This is a genomic window from Mesorhizobium sp. M5C.F.Ca.IN.020.29.1.1 (assembly GCF_003997375.1).
GTDB lineage: Bacteria > Pseudomonadota > Alphaproteobacteria > Rhizobiales > Rhizobiaceae > Mesorhizobium > Mesorhizobium wenxiniae.
Window position 1 is genome coordinate 1 of sequence record NZ_RZSW01000052.1, and the last position, 18,684, is coordinate 18,684.

An 18,684-nucleotide genomic window follows, 5' to 3' on the forward strand; every position below is an offset into this window, starting at 1 on the left:
AGGTGCTGGTTTCCTTCGTCACGATCATCTTCACCTGGCTCATCGCCTTTCCGATCGGCATGTACTCCGCCACGCATCAATACAGCTGGGGCGACTACGGCCTGACTTTCTTCGGCCTTCTCGGCATTGCGATTCCGAACTTCATGCTGGCGCTGATCCTGATGTATTTCGCCAACATCTGGTTCGGCACATCCATCGGCCATCTCATGGACCAGCAATATCTCGGCGAGCCGATGAGCTGGGCCAAGGCGAAGTCGATCCTCGCCCATCTCTGGATTCCGGTCTTGATCATCGGCACCGGGGGCACGGCAAGCATGATCAGGCGGCTGCGCGCCAATCTTCTCGACGAGCTACACAAGCAATATGTCGTGACCGCGCGCGCCAAAGGACTTCATCCGTTCAAGGCGCTGGTCAAATATCCGCTGCGCATGGCCCTCAATTTCTTCATTTCCGACATCGGCTCTATCCTGCCGGCCATCATTTCCGGCGCCGAAATCACGGCGATCGTGCTGTCTTTGGAAACGACCGGGCCGATGCTGATCAAGGCGCTGCAAAGCCAGGACATGTATCTGGCAGGGTCGTTCCTGATGTTTCTCGCCTTCCTGACCGTCATCGGTGTCCTGATTTCCGACCTGGCGCTGGCGCTGCTTGATCCACGAATTCGTTTGCAGGGCGGCAGCACCAAATGAACACGCTTTCGCCGCTGCCCGCTCCAGGTGCTCCACTGCAACACTACGTTTCCATCGCGCCCATTGACCTGCAGTCGGTCGAGGCGATGACGCCGGAGCAGTCGAAGGTCTTTCAGGCGTCGCAGTTGCGGCTGATGTGGTGGAAATTCCGAAAGCACCGGCTTGCCGTCATATCCGGCATATTCCTGGCAGCGCTTTATTTCGGGATACTGATCTGCGAGTTCCTGGCGCCCTACGATCTGCACACACGCAACATGGACTACATCTACTCGCCGCCGCAGCGGGTGCACCTGTTCCACAACGGCCAGTTCGTTGGGCCGTTCGTCTATGGCCGCCAGATGACGCTGGATATGGACACGCTCAAGCGGAACTACATCGAGAAACAGGATGATGTTCAGCGGATCCGTTTCTTCTGCAAGGGCGACAGTTACCGGTTCTGGGGCCTGATCGAAGGTGACAGGCATTTTGTCTGCCCTGCCGAAAACGGCCAGCTCTTTCTGGCCGGCACTGACAGGCTGGGGCGCGATGTGCTCTCGCGCATCATCTATGGCGCACGCATTTCACTGACAATCGGCCTCGTCGGCATCAGTTTCAGCTTCCTGCTCGGCATTGTGATCGGCGGACTGGCCGGCTATCACGGCGGTATCTTCGACCTGATCGTTCAACGGATAATCGAAGTTCTGCAATCGATCCCCAGCATTCCGCTATGGCTGGCTCTGGCGGCGATCATGCCGGTAACCTGGAGTCCGATCCTGATCTATTTCGGCATCACCGTCATTCTCGGGCTGCTCGACTGGACCGGACTGGCGCGGGCCGTGCGTTCAAAGCTTCTAGCCTTGCGCGAGGAGGATTACGTTCTGGCCGCGCAATTGATGGGCGCCAAAAGCAGCCGCATTATCGGGCGGCATCTCATTCCCGGCTTCATGTCGCATCTGATCGCGACGGCGACGATCTCCATACCCGGCATGATCCTGGGCGAGACGGCGCTGAGCTTCCTCGGGCTCGGCCTGAGGGCGCCGATAACCAGCTGGGGCATCCTGCTCACCGAGGCGCGCAGCGTCAGCGTCATCGCGTTCTATCCATGGCTGCTTTTGCCGATGCTCCCCGTCATTCTCGTCATCTTGGCGTTCAACTTCCTCGGCGACGGGCTGCGGGACGCCGCAGACCCCTACAAGTGAGATCGCTATTCCGCCGCCAACTCCACCCGGTATGATCCTTGTCGGCAGCCTGTTCGGTTATTGCAGTGTTCATCGTTCGCTTCTATATGTTGCGAGACGCGATAGGGGTTTAACACGTCGCCCTCGGGTTTCACCCGTGAACCGTTCTGGTCGGGGGCATTGCCGATCTCTTGAGCTGGTTTCAGGACACACAAACGCATATGACTCGTCTCGAGAATTTCATCAGCAGGATGACCGCACAGCGCGACATTCTCGATCAAGTTTGCCCCGAGGTGGCGAAGATGGAAGGGCTGGTGCTCGAGCTCGGCCTCGGCAATGGCCGGACGTTCCATCATCTGCGCGAGCGCCTGCCCGGACGCCGGATCGTGGTGTTCGACCGCGAACTTGGCGCACACGCCAGCTCAATTCCCGAAGCTGAAAACCTCGTGCTCGGCGAAATACGCGAGACGGCGATCAGGTTCATTGGCATCGACGCGGCTCTTGTTCATGCCGACATCGGCACCGGCTATGACGATCGCGATGCAGTGACCTCTACCTGGCTTCCCGATCTGATCGCGCGCCTGCTTCGCGTGGGTGGCATAGCGGTCAGCGGCACGCCGCTCGATCACCCCCTGTTGCAACGCCTCCCGCCACCGCCTTCGGTTCCCGCCGATCGTTATTTTGTCTGCAGGCGCGTGTGAGGGGCCGAGACGACCCAAATCTTCGGGGGCCAAATCTTCAGGGGATCGTATACACTGCGATCTCCCGCTCAATGCCGCGCAGCGAGACCTCGTGGGGCACGGGCGTCAGCGCGTTCCTGTGCAACAGATCGGCGGTGAGATTGTCGTCGACCACCGCACGAGTGGCGAAGATCGCCTGTGCGTTGGCAAGGTTCTGGACCCGCGAAGCAATGTTGACCGTCTGGCCGAAATAGTCCTGCCGCTCGTTCATAGACACCGCGATGCAGGGGCCGGCATGGACTCCGATCTTGAGCAGCAGATCCTCGCGCCCGCTCTTGTCGTTGAGCGCACGCATGGCATCGCGCATCCTGAGGGCCGCAGCAATCGCACGATCAGGCGTCGCGAAGGTCGCCATCACCGCATCACCGATCGTCTTCACCACCGCGCCTGCCTCCGCCGCGACGATCTCGTGCAGAACCTGGAAATGGACGCGCACGAGATCGAAGGCTGAAAGGTCGCCCACCCGCTCGTAAAGCTCGGTCGATCCGCGCAGGTCGGTGAACAGGAAGGTCAGGCTGGTGATCTTCAGGCGCTGGTCGATGTCGAGTGTATCCGTGCGATAGAGGTCGCGGAACGTCTGGTTGGTGAGCAGGCGCTTGGCCGTCAGGAACGGCCGGCGTTTGCCCAGGAAATCATGCAATACCTGGCCGGCGATGAAGACCGTCGGCAGCACGCGGGTGTCGGTCCTGTTTTCCAGCGAAATGCGCAACGGGCCGGGTTGCATCTCCAGCGTCTGGTTCTGGACATGGTCGCGGTCGAAGACCAAAGAGAGGCTTCGGCGCTCTTTTGTTGGTTCGCCCTTCCCGTCGATGAACTGCGCTGAATGGGTGACCGGCTCGAAGACGATGATGAATTCCGACGGAAGCTGTATGGGCAGAACCGCCTTTTCACCGGGGGCAAGCTCGATATCCTCCAGCGAGAACGCTTCCATCTTTTTCGCGAAATCCTCTTCCGGCAGATCGACGCCGGACGCCCAGTAGATCTGGCGGAAATATTCCACAACCGGCAGTTCGTGCGGATTGTGTGCGGCAATCCTGCGCACGCGGGGACTGACCGTGAATGTCACCTCGACCATCTCGTCAAGGGTCGGCGAATAGCCCTCGGAGCACAGCGCGCAGGTGTATTCGTCCTTCTGCAGGGTTTTCAGCGTGGCGTTGGTGTCGAGCACGCCGCCACAGCCGGGGCACAGAACATTCCAGGAAATGTCGAAGATGCCCACCCGCGCTGCATGGAGAAAGGCGCTTATGGCGCGTTCCTCGTCGAGGCCATGCTTGCTGGCGAAGGCTGGCGCATTGATGCGGCAAAGTTCGCGGTCCTTGCCATCCGCGATGGTTCGCTTGATCGCGTCGATTGCCTGTGGATCGACATCGGTCGATTGCCGAAGAAGCGAGAACAGATCCTGAGATTCGTTCATCGTGCAGGCTCCGGAAAATGCGCCCTCGAGGCGTCTTGGCCGGACCAGGTCTTTGGTCCGAGTGCTCCATCTTACTTCGAAACGGACCGTACGGCCATTCGAATGGCCAAGCCTGGTGACAGTTCAATTTCCATTCGGCGGATTTTCACCGGCCGCAAGCGGCACTATGATGGTCCATGGCGCCATTCATCGTTGGGGCTTTCTCCCATGCCGACATCCAACAACCCGCCATTTCCCGCGGCCCTGCGCCTTTTCTCTGGGTGGTCATCATCGTCCTGATCGTGGGCGCCGGCCTGTTTTTCGCGCCTGTGCTGGTCAAGCCGCGCTGCCCTTGGGCCGTCACGCCGTCAATGCCCGCTTCCTCGGCGGCTTCTACACCGCCGAAATGGTCGTGATGGCGGCGCTGCTGGTCTGGAATCGCTGGTCGCCCGGCAGGCTCGTGCTCGTCATGGCCTTCATACCGTCATCGTGTCGGTGGCTTCGTTCATCAATCTCGGCTATTTCGACTTCGGGCGCAAAGCGCCCTGGCTCTGGTTTTTGGTCTATCTTGCTTCGGTCGCGGTATCCGGGCTGTTCCTGTGGCGGGCCAGGGCCCGTCCTTCTGCAAAAGGCGTGACCTTGAATTGCATGGCAAGGCTACATGCCGGTGGAATCGGCGATCCTTGGGCTCTATGGCGTCCGCCTGTTGCTGTCTCCCCTGACATTCGGCAGCATCTGGCCATGGCCGATCGATGCCTTCCACGCTCAGGTCTACAGCGCAATCTTCCTCGCCGGTGCGGGCGGCATATATCTCGTCTGGAGAAGCGCGCCGCGCGAGGAACTGCTGGTGCTCGGCTTGGCGTAGTCCCTGATTGGCCTGCTTGCCATCCTTGGCATCGTCATCACCGACGCTGCGGTGCACCGAATCGACTGGACGGCGAGCTGGCTCACCCTTTTCGGCTGGATCGGCGTCAGCGGCGTCTTCAAACTCTACGCCGCCTCCCGGTATTTTAGCTCGCAATCGGCATCATAGGTTGCTGAGACGGCTGGATTTTCAGGTGACGTCCGGTGCATCGTGCCGGGTCGATTGCCATCGCCGGAAAACGCCATGACCAGCACGACCTCGCCATCCTCCGAGAAAATCCGGCCGCAGCTCCGGTCCGTCCGGCCAAGCGATGCGGAGGCGCTTTGCGCTATCTTCAACATGCCGGGCTTCCGCTGGGGCACGCTGAGGATGCCCTTCGAGATGGTGGAGCAGGTGGAGCGGCGCATCGCCAAGTCCGGCCAGGAAACCACTTGGATCGTTGCCGAGTTGGACGGCAAGGTCGTCGGCCATGGCAGGCTGGTCGTGCAGAGTTCACCGCGCCGTTCGCATATCGGCGAGATCAATATCGGCCTTGACGATGCGTTTGTCGGCAAGGGTATCGGCTCTGCCATACTTGGCGCGCTGCTTGACGTGGCCGACAACTGGCGCGCCCTGAAGCGGGTCGAATTGACCGTCTTTGCCGACAACGAACCGGCCGTCCGTCTCTACACAAGTCACGGCTTCGAGGTCGAAGGCCGGCATGTGAAGGCCGGTTTTACCGATGGGCAGTACCACGACCTCCTGAGCATGGCCCGGCTTCGGTTCTGAGAGCCGCTGTTTGGCCTTAACTGTTTAGCCAATCTAACAATTCGTGCCGAGTCGGCGACAGCGATTGCTCAAGGAGAACTCCGTTGGATACGGTCAATTTCGTCTCACACCATCTTGATCGAGTTGACAATCTAGTGTGGGCTATGTGTGGGCCGGCCGCAAGTCTGGTCTCCCTTGGCGTTTGCACCGCAAGCGGCTAGACGGGACCAATGACCGCCGTCTTTGACCCAACCACTACGCCTCCGGTGGAAATTCTGGCTGTGCTGTCGCTGCTCTGCCCGGAAGTCGCACGTGACATCGAGCAGAACTGGAATGCACCGGTTTCCGATTACGCCCGCCATCTGTGGCGGCCGGTGGCAAGGCCTGCATCGAGCCCGGCGATCGCTGCCCGCTCGATCCTGCGCGAAGTCCTGCATCAGCGCCTTGGTGCGATCATGCAGCCTGAAGAGATCGGCAAGGCCCTCGACGAGTTCGAGCACAGACCGGTGATTCAGTCCGGCCTGCACTGCCTGCTTCTGATGGACCGGACCACCTTCGATGCCCTCCTGCTTGCCTGGCTCGGCGCGGTCGAAAACGGGCTGTCGGCCTTCTTCGGCTTCATGGGAACGACGATGACCATGGAGACAATTGGCCGGGAGGGGCCGGGATGGCTCGATGTCGGAGACGACAAGATCAACCTGTTTGGCATGGGGCGCCACAAACTGTGCCGCAAAAGCGCCTGCGTGGCCGGTCCCGTCACCCTCAACAAGCGCGCGCTCGAAGCGGTGGGCGACGAAACGGATGCCAGCCGCTGGCTGGGCACACTGCTTGCCAGCCAGGACAAGGTTTTTGGAACCGCCGCCGATGCGCTGACAACCCTCAACGAGGATCTGGTCGCCGATTGGGATCGTTCCGGCATGGCTCTGCCGGTTTTCATCGACGATCGGCTCGCCGCGGCTGCCATGGCGCGGCATCTAGAATACGACGGCAGCCTTGTTTCCAGGCTGCTCATTGAGCCCGCAAGGCGCCAGCGTCTCGAACGTGCCTTGCAAGAGGCCGCATCGAGCCCATTTGGCAGATTCCTGCCTAATGCCACGGCCTATTTCTGGGGCATCCGCGAGGAGCGTGTGCGAAAGCTCGTCCTCGAGAACGGGCACCTGATCGAACCTGACAGGCCGCATGGTCTTTCCATCCCGTTCGAGCGGCCGCATCTCAAGCAGGCGCTGCTGGACGGCGTGCTGCTGCCGAACTTGTTCCTGATGTTCCTCGTCCTTGCCATATTGCCGCGCGTGCGGGTTGTGGGCGGCCTGAGACAGATTGGCTATGTAGCGCTTTTCCACTCGATCCTGCTGGCTGTGCTGGACGAAAGCGCGCCGGAAGAGCGCGATTTGGCTGCGGAGCTGCAGGTTCGGGAAAATGCCTGGGGCATGCGGGTCATCGATGAAAAGATCTCGGTCCGCGAGCAGCTTGCCGGCCTGCCGGAAGGGGCGCTCTTCCCGAACCTGCTCCGGCAATACCGTTTGCGGACATTTGCCGAGACGACCGACGACCTGAAACTGGTTCGCGAAAACGCCCGATGGCGCAAGATCGGCCAGGCAGAGATCAAGGCGACCTGAGCCTCACTTCAGGCCTTATTTCAGGTTGATTTTCTAGAGCGGTTCACGTTTCACGGAAACGCAGAACCGCTCTATCTCTTTGTTTGACGCAATTCCAGACGAAAACGGTACGCACTTTCCCTGGAATTGCTCTAGCGCAGCCGCAAGCGACGGCGATCTATCGGTGAGCCTCTGGCGTCTGATCCGGCCGCATAGGCCACACCTGTCATTGCACGACACCGGCCTTGCGGAGCCCATACCATACCATTCTGAACCTCAACGGCGCAGCGCACGGCGTCTACCACACTGCGGAACTCTACCAGCGTCCCATCCCCAGTGCGTTTGATCACCCGCCCGTGGTGCACTGCGATGGTCGGATCGATCAGGTCGCTGCGCAGTGCCCGCAACCTCGCCAAAGTACGATCTTCGTCCGCGCTCGCGAGCCGGCTGTATCCGACCACATCTGCAGCCAGGATTGCGACTAGCTTACGATTCTCGCTCATGGGTCCGTGTCCTCATCTCCACAATAGCAGGAAGACGGAGGGTAAGAGGGAACTTTCGCAAACGACGGCCACGCAGCCGCCCGAATCGGCAACGCTCTGCCACCGGACCCACGCGGATCGCTCGATGCCCATTTGCGCTGCCGCTTGCCGGTCGACGGCTATCGGTGCATCCTTGTTAATAGCCTGCCGTGAAGTGCGTGGCGAGATCACGGCGTCACGGCCCCTAGTGAGGTCTTGTTCGATGGACTGCTCGGGCTGCGGTTTCGAGGTTGAGGGCGGTTACGCCTTCTGTCCGAGGTGTGGCAGGCGCCAGCCCGTGCCATGCGTCAGTTGCGGCTACCCCTGCGCACCTGATTTCGAGTTCTGTCCGAAATGTGGGGCAAGCGTCGGTGCGCCCGCAAAAGCCGTTGAACGGCCTGCTCCGACGCCAAACCGGACCATTGTGCCGCCTTCTCGAACTCCGTCGCTGCTTCCGAACATCGAAAGCGAAGATGGGCTGCATCCCGTCTCCGAGGCCGATCGACGGACGGTAACCGTCCTGTTCGCAGACCTTTGCGGCTTCACGACGCTCAGCGAGCAGCTCGACCCCGAGGTCATGCAAGCGCTGCAGAACCAACTGTTCAAGGAATTGACGGCGGCCGTGCGAAACTTTGGTGGTTTCGTCGACAAATTCATCGGCGATGCACTGCTCGCTTTGTTCGGTGCGCCGGTCGCGCATGAGGACGATCCGGAACGTGCGCTTCGCGCCGCTCTCGACATGATCGCCCGGACGGCGCGGCTCGGCGAAAGCACCCCCCACTCCGGCTCGCCTCTGTTACTCCACTTCGGCATAAACACTGGTCCGGTCGTTACTGGCGGATTGGGCATCGGCACCGCCAAATCCTATTCGGTGACCGGCGACACAGTGAATACGGCGCAACGCCTGCAATCGCTGGCCGCACCGGGTGAGGTGCTGGTAGGCGAGCTCACTCACAGGCTGACCCGGCATGCCTTCTCCTACGAATCGCTCGGTGATGTCGTGTTTCGCGGCAAGGCTGGCAGTGTGCTCGTCCATCGACTGGATGCACCGCTCGCGACCCCGCGTGCAGCGCGTGGGCTTGAGGCGCTCGGCCTCAGTGCGCCGATAATAGGTCGTGGTGCGGAGCTCAATAGAATGATGGCGAGCCTTGACCAGGCGTGCAGCGGCTCGGCCCAACTTGTCCGCCTCGTCGGAGAAGCCGGTATCGGGAAATCGCGGCTGGTGAAGGAGTTCGTCGCCCGCGTCAGCGACGAGGATCGTTTTCGCAACGTCGCCGTGCGGCTGGCCACGTGCTCACCGCTGGGCGAACAATCATTTGGCGCCTTGGGCGCAGTGGTGCGCAGCGCTGCCGGGATGATGCAAAACGACAGTGGGGACGAAGTGCGGGGGAAGCTCGCAGGCTTGCTTACCGATCTCGGCCTGCAGAGCGAGGAGGCGAAGCGACTGATGCCTTTGCTCTACCATGTGCTCGGCCTTGGCGACCCCGATGCCACCTTGCAGCATGTCGAGCCCGAGCAGCTGCGGCGGCAAATTCTCTACGCAGTCCGCACAATCATCGAACGGCGGCTTGCGCTGTCGCCGCTGTTGATTGTCGTCGAAGACCTGCACTGGGCCGACGCCGTGTCGCTCGAGGCACTACGTTTCGTGATGGACAGGTTGGAACGCACGCGGTTGATGTTGCTGGTCACGCATCGTCCGGCGCGGGACAACGGCCAGCTCGACTCAAGTCGGGTCAGTCACACAGCGCTCAGGCTTTCGCCGCTCAACAATGATGACGGACGCAGCCTGCTGGCGGCGCTTTTCGGCGAGAGCTGGGTAAACTCCGCAGGAGGGCTTCTCGACCAGATCCTTGAGCGCGCGGGCGGCAACCCCCTTTTTGTAGAGGAGATCGTCCGCGGCCTTGTCGATCGCGGTGTACTGATGCGCGAGGGCCAGCGATGGCGGACTGTGGCAGGCGAATTCGCAACCGGCATCCCCGCCACTATCCAGGCAATGTTGCTTGCTCGCGTCGACCGGCTGCCCCAAGAGGTGCGCCGGCTGGCCCAGGAAGCCGCGGTAATCGGCCCGCGCTTCGATGCCACACTTCTGAAAGCCGTGACAGCCGACCCCGGCCGGCTAGAAGCCGGCTGCGAACTGCTTTGCGATGCGGAAATCATCGAGGAAGTTGCCGGATCAGGCTCGGTCTCGTCGCAAAGCTACCGCTTTACGCAAACATTGCTGCAGGACGTGATCTACCAGAATATGCTCCTAAAACGCCGGACCGAGATCCACGGGCGGGTCGGTGCTGCCTTGGAGCAAGTGTGCGGCGACAAGCCGGAACGGCTCGAGGATTTGACCGTGCTCGGTCATCATTTCGCACAGAGCGCCGAGCGGGAGAGGGGCGCGCATTATCTGCAGGCGGCGGGCGATCGCGCTCGCATGATATACGCCAACGACGACGCCCTTCGTTTCTACGAGCGAGCCCTGACTGCGTTGGGCGCGATCGGGCAAACACCGCTCAAACTGGCAATTGCAGAGCGCATTGCCGATTTGAGCGGCCCGATAGGCCGCCGCGAGATCGCGCACCACCACTACGAGACGGTGTTGCAGGCATACCGCGAGTCAGCCAATCGTGTGGCATCGGCGCGAGTTTTGCGTAAGATCGGTCGGCTGCTCTGGGACGTCGGCAAGCGGGACAACGCAGAATCCCGCTATGCTGAAGCGGCAGCGCTTCTCGATGGAGCGGATGCCCCGATCGAGCAGGCGCATCTCTGGCAAGAACGTGGCCGACAGGCGTTCCGTAGCGGAGATCACGCTCTCGCGGCAAAATGGGCAGACGCGGCGCTGGATTGCGTACGCTCTCTGACAACGGAGCATGTCTCCGAGGTAGGGTGTGATGCCACTCTTGTGACCGCCGAGGCACTTAATACCAAGGCTGTTGCGTTGGCTCGCCTCGGGCGAAACCGTGAAGCCGTGCGTCAGGTTGAGCATAGCATAGAATTAGCCGAAGCCGCCGGTCTACTGGCCGCGGCCTGCCGCGGCTACACCAATCTCGGCGTGCTTTACACGACCATCGATCCGGCACAGGCAATGGAGGTCTGTCGGCGCGGTCTTGAAGTGGCGCGCCATATTGGTGACTTGGGTTTCCAAGCGCGCCTCCTCGCCAATCTGGCGGTCGCTTGTTGTACTTTCACGGATCGCTGTCCAACGGAGGGCGTGCCTGCTGCCGAGAAGGCCATCGAGATCGACCGGGCGCTCGACCAGCGCGAGCACCTGCCGGTGCCGTTGATCGTGCTTGCGCAGATCCACCAGTGCCACGGCCGTCCGGAACTGGCGGTCGGCTTGTTCCACGAAGCACTGGACGTAGCCCGCGAAACGGGCGAGCCCCAACTGCTGTTTCCGTGCTATGATGGTCTGGCAACGCTTAATCTCGACCTCGACAATCTGGCCGAGGCCGAACGCTACTTTTCCCTGGCGCAGGGTATATGCGCCCAGCACGGGCTCGACCCGGAAGCGCTTGTGGTGCTGCCTTTTCTCGATTAGCCGGGTTGGAGGTTGGAAATGTCCGCGCGTAGCGACTTGGTACCGCTTCAACCGGGCGACCGTGCGCCGAACGTGGTACTCGACGCCATTACCAAGGAAGGCAAAATCGCGCTTGACGACTTTCGAGGACAAAGACCGGTGCTGGTCGGCCTGTTTCGAGGTCTGCATTGTGCGTTTTGCCGGCGCCATATCGCCGCCCAGGCGCGGCTTGATCCGGAGCTGCGCGAAAAGGGCGTGGAGAGCCTGACGGTGGTCAACACGCCGATCGAACGGGCGCGTCTCTATTTCCGTTACCACCCGATGCCGAATCTGCTTGCGGCCTCCGACCCTGAACGCGCTTCACATCGTGCTTTTGGACTGCCCAATCTCGAATTCACCGAAAACGAGACCAACTGGCCGTACAAAGTCTCGATGGCAGCGGTAAAGGATATGCGGGTCGACATACCAAGCGAGTTGCCCGGTCCGATGGATCCTATTGCGGCCGGCGAGATCCTCGACAAGAGGGACCATTACGAACTGACCGAAGCCGACGAGCAGATGATGGCAACGGGACACGGACAACTGGTCGGTCAGTTCCTGCTGGACCGGCAGGGGATCGTCCGCTGGAGCTTCACGGAGGTTCCAGAGGGTGGGCGATACATGTTTGGGGCGCCAAACCCGCAGGAGCTGATGTCAGCGGTGTCCCAAGTCGCCCAATAGGGCTTGCGAACGGGGAAAACGGGCGGGACACTGACAAGTTCACCGTTTCATCCCAGCACGGCCTCGACCCTGGCAACAAAGTCATCGAGCGAGCGATCCCCGCGAATCTCGATGCGCGGAAGGTCGATGGGATCGCAATCGAGGTCCGCCGGGCCGTGTCTGCCGCCGAAGCCGATCCGATAGCCGCACTCCCTGGCCAGCCTGCCAAGCCGTCGGTCGGTGACAGAAAAGGGTGCCGCGAACGCCGTGGTTAGCCGACCGGTCCACCGTTCGATGAACATACGAGAGCGAAGCAGCTCGCTGGCCAAGTCAGAGCTCGACAGACCATCTATCGCGCGATGCGTCGCCAGATGGCTTCCGAAGAATGCACCTTCGGCAGCGAGGCGTCGCACCGTCCCGGCGTCCATAAGCTGCGTTGGCGGACCGCTGTCGGCGTCCCACAGTGCACTTTCACCCACCAGGTCCGTCACCAGGAACACTTCCGCGGTCAGGTCGTTCGCGCGCAAGATCGGCCAGGCATGGTCGGCAAAGTTCTGGAAGCCGTCATCGAAGGTGATGAGCACTGGGCGGCCAACGAAAGGTTGACGGTTGGCGATGAACCATTCCAGCTGCTCGGACCTAATCGCGTGAAAGCCATTGGCGCGCAGCCATGACATCTGGCTGTGGAATGCGGCGGGCGTGAGCCGAAAACGGGCGAGCGCGGCCGGACCTTCATCGGAGACGCTATGATACATGAGGACAGGGATACGCTGCCGCCGCTCGCTACGCGCAACGTCGCGGCGCAAGGCCCGCGCCCCGCCCCAGACGATATTTCGCGCGACCCCGATTTCAAGGCGCGCGCGGATTGGCACTTGATCAACCATCGGTTCCGTCGCCACGTCGCCCGGTGACAGGCGGCGGAAGCGGTCTATGCGATAGAGCTCGGTCTGGATCGATTGATCGAGGACGAGGCCTTCGGTCCCTGCCAGCGTCTCTGAGATCGCTTGTGCACCGAATGTGTTCCAGTCGAAGCCGGTCCTTTCAACATTGTCACGTAACACGAATGCGTGTGCGTTGATGAAACTGCCGCCAGGCGCCAATGCCTCAACGATTTTTTTGGCGATGCGCCGCAACTCGGCGAGATCATCCAGATAGTAGAGCACTTCCGAACAGACGATCAGGTCCATCTCACCCGGCAGCGTGTCCGCGCAAAAATCCAGTACGCCGAACTCAACATTCGGCTGATCGCTGCATCGCGCGCGCGCTCGCCCGATCGCTACGGCGGAAATGTCAGTTGCGGTCAAATGGCCCACTCGCGGCGCCAGCTTCCGCGTGAAGTGCCCCTCCGCGCAGGCGAGCTCAAGCGCCCGTCCGATCGGACCGGCAGGCAGAATTTCGAGCTGCCGCTCATATTTTTCCTGCTCATAAGACGAACCGTAGTTCCAGGGATCCTCGATCGCGAAACGGCGATTCCAGAACGACGTGCGATCATTGTCGTGCCCATCCGCGGCCGATGCACGGCGTGGCGATGCAAGCGGCTCTGTAGCTTCGGCGCTCGACCGAACCAGCCCCCGCGCTTCCGCGGCCAACCGCGCGAGTTTGCCGAAGTGGCTGTCCCGATCGGACCGGCGTCCCGCGATGGACAACAATGCCTCGGCTGCAAACATGTTTGACTTGTCGGCACCGGCGCCCTGCTGCGGGGCATGTACAGGAGATCGCCTCGCAACTCGCGCGGCACTGTGTATAAGCCGCTCAGGGGGCACGAAATTCCGGATCAATTCAATCCAATGGCGCCTTGTCACTTTCCCGAGTACGCCGAACTGCACGACAGCCTCGATCTGGCCATCCATCATCAGATAGGCATAAATTTGATCGATTCCTTCCGGCAATTCGATCGAGGTCGGATTTCGAATATCGACGCGAATTCCAAGCGTCCGCGCCAGTCTGCGCGGCGCGGCAAGATCGTCGAAGTCGAGAAGCATTTCCTCAAGCTGATACTGGACGCGGCGACCAGCGACGGGATCGTCCCAGACCTTGCCGAGTTCGGTGATCAACTCCGTGAGGGAGCCGCCGAACCTGTCCCAGCTGGCGGCCAATTGCGCTGGCACCGATAGGCTTCCTACCATAAGGCCATCGAAGGCCACCTTGGCGATGTCACGCGCCCACTTACGTCCGGCCGGGAGCGCGCGCAGGGGCTGAGGGCTGATCGAGCGGCGGCCGCTGCCGCAATCCGACGCGGCGTTCCATAACGCGAACCACGCGAGTGCTTCGGAAGCGGTGCGGCCGTCCGCCTCGATCGCTCCATTGGCGTGAGCCGACGCTGGGTGGTCGACCCGGGGGTCAGCAGAAAAGCCGCGGGCGATCACGATTTCCGCATCGGCCAGCATCTGCGTCGAATTGCGGGTGAGCGAGTTGGGGCTGGTCCGATACAAAGCGAGCGGCTCGTCGACCATCACCCAACGTTTGCCTAGACGTGCGAGGCGCTGCCACAGATCCCAGTCCTCGCAGGTGCGCAGCGACACATCGAAACCGCCCAACCCGACAATTGTCTTCCGGTCGACCAGCAGCGCGTGACTGCAAATGGCACACCGGCGGGCGAATGTCTCGAAGGGCTGGATCGCAACCTCCGTTGTGATGCTCGACGGGGTGAGTTCGCCATCGGGCATCACGCGCCGGGAACCGCAATAGGCGGCGACCGCATCGGGCGCGGCTTCAAGTGCGGCCAGCATTTTCGCAAGGAAGCTGGCGTCCACCCAATCGTCCGCATCCAGGAACATGAGCCAGCGGCCGCGCGCTGTCGAGATCCCGCTATTGCGCGCGCCGGCGGCGCTATGCGCGCAAGAGCTCAACGTCCGAAACCGGGCATCGCGCTCCACATAACCGGCGACAATCGCGGCGGTGGCGTCCGTGGAGGCGTCGTCGACGACGATCGCCTCCCAGTCCATTATTTCCTGATCGAGAAGGCAATCGAGTGCGCGCGCCAGCGTTACCTCAGCGTTGTGCGCAGGAACCACGATTGAAACCAAGGGATTATGCACCACGCCGTCTTACCCGTGCCTGGTTCGAAGGTAGAACAAGAGTCCCGAAACATAGCCGGCGATTCCTGCCAAAGGGAACGGTCCTCAGGGACGCTGCGTCCAAACAGTCTCCTGCGAACTCTTCCTGTCGTGCTACCGATGCTGGAAGCCTGGCGCAGCATTCGCATCCGTGCCGCCGAGCTTGGGCGCCAGCTGTCGCAGATGCACGTCAAAGCCAAGCATGCCGCATACTCATGTCGATCCCCGGAGTCGGCACCATGACCACAAGCTGCGGTCCCTGGCACCGTATGAGTGCAACAGCTACGGCAGACTGACGTCTTTTGCAATCGGGGGCGCCGTAAATGCAAGCCCACTGAAGCTTTGGTGTGAATGACTGCCGTTATTGGGACAATTGCTCCCCTCCTGTCGACCGAAACGCCTCGATTCCGAGGTGCATTCTCGAACAGCCATTCTCCGTGCGAAAGAAGACCTCCCGTCTACCGTTGGGCCCGCATCGGAAGCGGATCGTCGCAGTATACAGCCGGGTGCGAGACAGTATGTGCGCCGCCAGACCAGCTAATTTAGATACTTCTAATGAGTCTGCGCTACTTAATTGCACTCCAGTAGCTATAGCCGGAACATTGTATTACTCATTTCGATAGTAGATTGCGTCCAATGGTCGATTAGATTAGCCGGTCATGGCTGCTATCACAAAGAGATGCGAGAGCGACACCAATCGGAACTCGTGCATTGCTGCTAGTCGAAGAGATGTAAAAGGGACGCACGAATTGGCTTACGTCAAGAAGATTCCGGCTTGCGAGCCGGGTATTTTGCTGACATGCTTGGGTGTTTTTGAGTTTTGCACTGTAGCAGGTGTTCAAATGAAGGGGCATAAGGATGGCTAAGGAATCTTCGAATACCGCTTCTTCAGCAAATAAAGCGGACGAAAATCTGATAAGTAATGCAGACGGAAACGGGCTGGCCTTCATGGGGGTCCAGGCTCGCGAGAGCGGGGTCTCCGGCGACGCTGTAGGTGTCGACAAGATACGTGATCTGCTGTTCGGCAACCAGATGCAGGACTACGACCGCCGTTTTTCCAAGCTTGAAGAACGGTTCTTGCAGCGCTTCAAGGATGTCGAATCCGAGGCCAAGCGCAATCTTGAAATGTACGAGTCAAATGCAAAGAAGCAGGTCGAATCGCTCGCGGCGCAATTGCGGAACGAAAAAGATGCACGAGCCGAGGCCGACAAGGAGATTGACCGGAATCTTCGCGAGCAAAATCAGGCACTTGAAAAGCAGGTGCGCGCGTTGTCGGATCAATTGAGCGAGCTTGAGCGCGAAGTCGCGGACCGGATAAATCGAAGCGATCAATTGCTGCGTGAGGAAATCAAGCAAAAGAATGAAAGCATGCAGATGCTAATGGAGAAAATGTTTTCCGATCTCAGCAACGTCAAGACCGACCGAAATCTTTTGGCTGGCCTGTTTGTCGAGGTTGCAAAATGTCTAAATCAGGATCCCGTCGGCAGCAAGAGCAACTCGGAACGTAGCTGGAAAGTGAGTTGATCGGAACTTGACGTCGACCGTCGACCCAATCAGCCTTCCTCAAAGAGCAGCTTCGAACGATACAGAGATTGATCGCGAGGCTCTGGCTAATCTTTTGGTCGAAATTGCCCGGAACGTTGATCCGGACTATCGTGCGCGTCTCGACGGAGTTCCCACCGCCGATCCTCGCATGGAAACGCTGCGCCAGTTGCTGGTCGGCCGCGAAATTTCGGAGCTTTCACGAGTTACGCACCTGCTCGATGAACCTGAGCAGCTTGCGTCTGCAGTGGGGGGTGTTCTCCCCAGTGCAGCCGCACGTGCGCCTCATGCGCAACTCGGCGAGGCACTTGCGCCAGCTGTCGAGAGGGCCGTGCAACGGTCCATCCAGAAGAGCCCGCGTACGCTTACGGATATACTATACCCGGTGTTTCTGCCGGCAATTCGCAAGTCGATCGGGGAAAAGATCGATCAGACCTTTCAGTCGCTGAATGAAACTTTAAGACATATTTTTACCTGGCATGGGCTCAAGTGGAGATTTGAAGCTTGGAGAACGGGTGCAAGCTTCTCAGAAGTTGTCCTTAAGCATTCTCTTGTCTATCGCGTAGAGCATGTCTTTCTGATTAACCGCAATTCCGGGCTTTTGATAGCGCATGTAACTGCCGATAATGCAACGAGCGAAGATCCGCAACTCATTTCTTCGATGCTTAGTGCAATTCAAGATTTTGTGAAAGACTCATTTAACGAGAAAGAACAGAGCGGCCTGGACACTATCCGTTTTGGGGAGCTTCGTCTCTGGTCAGAAGTTGGACCGTTTGCGACCTTGGTTGCGGTGATCCGGGGAAATCCGCCAGAGGAATTACATGAAATATTTCGCGATGTGTTGCTTCGCATCCATGATGAATGCTCACAGGCTTTAGAGCAGTTTGATGGCGACAGTTCGCAGTTGGTCGGCGTAGAGACGCTGTTGCAGACCTGCGTTGAACTGAAGCAGGACGACTCTAACCAGGGATTTCCTTGGCTGGTGGTGGCTGCAGTCCTGCTGGTTTTGATTCCGGCAGGCGGTTGGTTCCTTCTTTCCTGGCAATCCGGGCAACGCTGGCAGGCCTATGTGTCGCGGCTGAGTACCCAGCCGGGCATCATCGTTGCCGAACAAAAGGTGCGCGATGGCCAATTCTATATTGCCGGCCTGAGAGATCCGCTTGCCGCCGACCCGCAGGCTTTGCTGTCCGGAACGCAGGTCGATCCCGCCCGCGTTCATTCGCAGTGGCAATTCTATCAGAGCCTTGAGCCGGAGTTCGTGTTGAAGCGGCTTACGGCGTCGCTGGCTCCGCCGGATTCAGTACGACTTTCGATCGTCAATGATCGCATCGTTGCCGAGGGTGAGGCTCCCGACACCTGGATAGATCGGGCACGCGCAGCGGCCCGACAGCTTTCGGCAGGCGGACCGGTATTCGACATCTCCAAGGTTCGTGATGTGAGCCCCGAAGCACGCGCGGCGGAGCACTGGCAGGCCTATGTGTCGCGACTTGAGGTCCAGCCGGGCATCATCGTTGCCGAACAAAAGGTGCACGATGGCCAATTCTATATTGCCGGCCTGAGAGACCCGCTTGCCGCCGACCCGCAGTCGCTGCTGTCCGGAACGAAGGTCGATCCCGCCCGCGTTCATTCACAGTGGCAATTCTATCAGAGCCTTGAGCCGGAGTTCGTGTTGAAGCGGCTTACGGCGTCGCTGGCTCCGCCGGATTCAGTACGATTTTCGATCGTCAATGATCGCATCGTTGCCGAGGGTGAGGCTCCCGACACCTGGATAGATCGCGCACGCGCGGCGGCCCGACAGCTTTCGGCAGGCGGACCGGTATTCGACATCTCCAGGGTTCGTGATGTGAGCCCCGAAGCACGCGCGGCGGAGCGCTGGCAGGCCTATGTGTCGCGACTGGAGACCCAGCCGGGCATCATCGTTGCCGAACAAAAGGTGCACGATGGCCAATTCTATATTGCCGGCCTGAGAGACCCGCTTGCCGCTGACCCGCAGGCTTTGCTGTCCGGAACGCAGATTGATCCTGCCCGCGTTCATTCGCAGTGGCAATTCTATCAGAGCCTTGATCCGAAGTTCGTGCTGAAGCGGCTAACCGCGTCGCTGACCCCACCGAAATCGGTTCGGCTTTCGATCGTCGAGGATCGCATCGTTGCCGAGGGTGAGGCTCCCGACACCTGGAT

Annotated in this window: 13 protein-coding genes and 1 pseudogene; 11 read left to right on the forward strand and 3 right to left on the reverse strand. The window is 60.3% G+C overall.

Features of this window, described 5'->3' with window-relative positions; all coding sequences use genetic code 11:
* The 3 genes from EOA85_RS06980 to EOA85_RS06990 all read left to right on the forward strand — a co-directional run.
* Positions 1-689 (forward strand): ABC transporter permease (locus EOA85_RS06980; protein ID WP_164759529.1); only part of this gene is annotated, 689 nt, incomplete at its 5' end.
* Positions 686-1,867: an ABC transporter permease gene (locus EOA85_RS06985; RefSeq protein WP_127208854.1), complete on the forward strand. Its 1,182-nt coding sequence runs from the start codon at positions 686-688 to the stop codon at positions 1,865-1,867. The genes EOA85_RS06980 and EOA85_RS06985, both read left to right, overlap by 4 nt.
* 200 nt (positions 1,868-2,067) lie before the next feature.
* On the forward strand, positions 2,068-2,547 hold the full coding sequence (locus EOA85_RS06990; protein WP_127208855.1) for a class I SAM-dependent methyltransferase: 480 nt from the start codon (positions 2,068-2,070) through the stop codon (positions 2,545-2,547).
* A gap of 37 nt (positions 2,548-2,584) precedes the next feature.
* Here the strand turns inward: EOA85_RS06990 and EOA85_RS06995 are convergent, their stop codons facing one another.
* Complete coding sequence (locus EOA85_RS06995; RefSeq protein WP_127208856.1) at positions 2,585-4,000, reverse strand: adenylate/guanylate cyclase domain-containing protein; 1,416 nt, start codon at positions 3,998-4,000, stop codon at positions 2,585-2,587.
* A gap of 176 nt (positions 4,001-4,176) precedes the next feature.
* Here EOA85_RS06995 and EOA85_RS38710 point away from each other — a divergent pair, with 176 nt between their 5' ends.
* The 4 genes from EOA85_RS38710 to EOA85_RS07010 all read left to right on the forward strand — a co-directional run bounded on the left by EOA85_RS38710 (position 4,177) and on the right by EOA85_RS07010 (position 7,207).
* Positions 4,177-4,395, forward strand: coding sequence for a hypothetical protein (locus EOA85_RS38710; protein ID WP_245485632.1), 219 nt, complete (start codon positions 4,177-4,179; stop codon positions 4,393-4,395).
* Between the two features lie 245 nt (positions 4,396-4,640).
* The gene (locus EOA85_RS38715) at positions 4,641-4,844 is read left to right on the forward strand and encodes a hypothetical protein (protein ID WP_245485633.1); all 204 of its coding nucleotides are present in this window, start codon (positions 4,641-4,643) and stop codon (positions 4,842-4,844) included.
* Between the two features lie 243 nt (positions 4,845-5,087).
* Positions 5,088-5,612 carry a GNAT family N-acetyltransferase gene (locus tag EOA85_RS07005; RefSeq protein WP_127208857.1) on the forward strand — a complete coding sequence of 175 codons (525 nt, stop codon included), beginning with the start codon at positions 5,088-5,090 and terminating at the stop codon, positions 5,610-5,612.
* 209 nt (positions 5,613-5,821) lie between these two features.
* Positions 5,822-7,207: a hypothetical protein gene (locus EOA85_RS07010; protein WP_127208858.1), complete on the forward strand. Its 1,386-nt coding sequence runs from the start codon at positions 5,822-5,824 to the stop codon at positions 7,205-7,207.
* 236 nt (positions 7,208-7,443) lie between these two features.
* Here the strand turns inward: EOA85_RS07010 and EOA85_RS07015 are convergent.
* A pseudogene (locus tag EOA85_RS07015) lies at positions 7,444-7,689 on the reverse strand (adenylate/guanylate cyclase domain-containing protein); the annotation flags it as partial.
* Positions 7,690-7,930: 241 nt separating this feature from the next.
* Between EOA85_RS07015 and EOA85_RS07020 the strand changes: the two are divergent.
* Together EOA85_RS07020 and EOA85_RS07025 are read left to right on the forward strand one after the other, a co-directional pair.
* On the forward strand, positions 7,931-11,230 hold the full coding sequence (locus EOA85_RS07020; protein WP_127208859.1) for an adenylate/guanylate cyclase domain-containing protein: 3,300 nt from the start codon (positions 7,931-7,933) through the stop codon (positions 11,228-11,230).
* Positions 11,231-11,248: 18 nt separating this feature from the next.
* Positions 11,249-11,929, forward strand: coding sequence for a peroxiredoxin-like family protein (locus EOA85_RS07025; RefSeq protein ID WP_095520018.1), 681 nt, complete (start codon positions 11,249-11,251; stop codon positions 11,927-11,929).
* A gap of 47 nt (positions 11,930-11,976) precedes the next feature.
* Here the strand turns inward: EOA85_RS07025 and EOA85_RS07030 are convergent, their stop codons facing one another.
* Positions 11,977-14,949 carry a trifunctional glycosyltransferase/class I SAM-dependent methyltransferase/polysaccharide deacetylase gene (locus EOA85_RS07030; RefSeq protein WP_127208860.1) on the reverse strand — a complete coding sequence of 991 codons (2,973 nt, stop codon included), beginning with the start codon at positions 14,947-14,949 and terminating at the stop codon, positions 11,977-11,979.
* An 873-nt stretch (positions 14,950-15,822) separates the two neighbouring features.
* On the opposite strand from EOA85_RS07030, the gene EOA85_RS07040 reads away from it, so the two are divergent.
* Positions 15,823-16,488 carry a hypothetical protein gene (locus EOA85_RS07040; protein WP_095520020.1) on the forward strand — a complete coding sequence of 222 codons (666 nt, stop codon included), beginning with the start codon at positions 15,823-15,825 and terminating at the stop codon, positions 16,486-16,488.
* 7 nt (positions 16,489-16,495) lie between these two features.
* A partial coding sequence (locus tag EOA85_RS07045; protein WP_127208861.1) for an OmpA family protein occupies positions 16,496-18,684 on the forward strand: 2,189 nt, incomplete at its 3' end.